The organism is Mycobacterium sp. 852002-10029_SCH5224772 (genome assembly GCF_001667315.1).
Taxonomy (GTDB): domain Bacteria; phylum Actinomycetota; class Actinomycetes; order Mycobacteriales; family Mycobacteriaceae; genus Mycobacterium.
In genome coordinates, this window is the sequence record NZ_LZHT01000096.1 from 1 (window position 1) to 2,300 (window position 2,300).

Here is a 2,300-nt window from a genome sequence, read left to right on the forward strand (position 1 = left end):
ACCCTGCCCCAGACGGCGTTGCCGACGCCGGGCCCCGACGGTGTCGCCTACCTGATCTACACCTCGGGCACCACCGGCGTCCCGAAAGGCGTTGCGATCACTCACCGCAACGTCACCCAGCTGCTGGGTTCGCTGGACGCCGGCCTGCCGGCCGCGGGGGTCTGGTCGCAATGCCACTCGCTGGCCTTCGACGTCTCGGTGTGGGAAATCTTCGGCGCCCTGCTGCGGGGCGGGCGGCTGGTGGTCGTGCCCGAGTCGGTGACGCGCTCGCCGCACGACCTGCACGACGTCCTGGTTGCCGAGCAAGTCAGCGTGTTGACCCAGACCCCGTCGGCGGTGGCCATGCTCTCGCCGGAGGGGCTGGACTCGGTGTCGCTGGTGATGGCCGGGGAGGCCTGCCCGGCCGAGGTCGTCGACCAGTGGGCACCCGGACGGGTGATGGTGAACGCCTACGGCCCGACCGAGACCACGATGTGTGTGACCATCAGCGCACCCCTGGAAGCCGGGGCAGGACCAGTTCCGATCGGCTTCCCGGTCCCGGGGGCGGCGTTGTTCGTACTCGACGAATCGATGCGGCCGGTGCCCCCCGGCGTCGTCGGTGAGCTCTATGTGGCCGGATCCGGGGTGGCCGCGGGATATATCGGCCGGCCCGGGCTGACCGCGTCGCGGTTCGTCGCCTGCCCCTTCGGCGGGGCCGGAACCCGCATGTATCGGACCGGCGATCTGGTCCGCTGGGACGACTCGGGATCCGGTGAGGGCCAACTGCAATACCTCGGCCGCGCCGACGAACAGGTCAAGATCCGCGGCTACCGCATCGAACTCGGCGAAATTCAGTCCGCGCTGGCCGGATTCGACGGCGTCGCACAGGCCGTCGTCGTCGCCCGCGAAGACCGCCCTTCAGACAAACGGCTCGTCGGCTACATCACGGGCAGCGCCGACCCCGCCCGGGTGCGCGCCGTGCTGGCCGAACGGCTGCCCGCCTACATGGTGCCCGCCGCGGTGCTGGGGCTCGACGCAATCCCGTTGACGCCCAACGGCAAACTCGACACCCGCGCCCTGCCCGCACCGGAATACACGGCCGCTCAGTACCGTGCCCCGGAAACGCCCACCGAGGAGATCCTGGCCGGCGTCTACGCCCAGGTCCTCGGTGTCGAGCGGGTCGGGGTCGACGACTCCTTCTTCGATCTCGGCGGCGACAGCATCTCCGCGATGCGCCTGATCGCCGCGATCAACGCCAGCCTGGACAGCGGCCTTGCGGTGCGCGTCGTGTTCGAGGCGCCCACCATCGCCCAGCTGGCACCCCGGATCGGCGAAGGCAGCGGCGGGCTGGACCCGCTGACGGCGGCCGAGCGCCCCGCGGTGGTACCGCTGTCGTTCGCGCAGAATCGACTGTGGTTCCTGGACCAATTGCAGGGACCCTCACCGGTTTACAACATGGCGACCGCGCTGCGGCTGGACGGGCCGCTGGATGCCGAGGCGCTCGGCGCGGCACTGGGCGACGTGGTGGCCCGCCATGAGACCTTGCGGACGGTGTTCGTCGCACCCGAGGGACTGCCGCAGCAGGTGGTAATCCCGGCTGACAAGGCGGATTTCGGCTGGGAGGTTGTCGACGCCAGCGGCTGGTCGGCGGACCAACTGGACGAGGCGATCGGCGCCACCGCCCGGTACACCTTCGACCTGTCATCCCAAATCCCCTTGCGGGCAGAGCTTTTCCGCATCCGCGATGACCGGCATGTGCTGGTGTCCGTGGTGCACCACATCGCCGCCGACGGCATGTCCATCACACCCCTGGTCCGTGACTTGGGGATGGCCTACGCCAGCAGGTGCGACGGGCGCGGCCCCGGCTGGGCGCCGCTGGCGGTGCAGTACGTCGACTACACGCTCTGGCAGCGCGCGCAGTTCGGCGATCTCGACGATCCCAACAGCCGCATCGCCGCCCAACTGGCCTACTGGGAAGACACCCTGGCGGGCATGCCCGAACGCCTGCAGCTGCCCACCGACCGGCCCTACCCGCTGGTGGCCGACCAACGCGGCGACACGGTGGAGATCGACTGGCCCACCGAGTTGCAACAGCGAGTGGCCGAAGTGGCGCGCCAACACCATGCCACCAGCTTCATGGTGATCCAGACCGCGCTGATGGTGCTCCTGTCAAAGGTCAGTACGAGTTCGGATGTGGCGGTTGGATTTCCGATCGCCGGGCGGCGCGACCCCGCGCTCGACGAGCTGGTCGGCTTCTTCGTCAACACCCTGGTGCTGCGGGTCGACCTGGGCGGCGATCCCACCTTCGCCGAACTGCTGGA

At 69.6% G+C, this 2,300-nt stretch carries 1 protein-coding gene; it reads left to right on the forward strand.

The features are described 5' to 3' along the window. The coding region (locus A5775_RS17335; protein ID WP_156660745.1) for a non-ribosomal peptide synthetase at positions 1–2,300 on the forward strand (2,300 nt) is incomplete at both ends.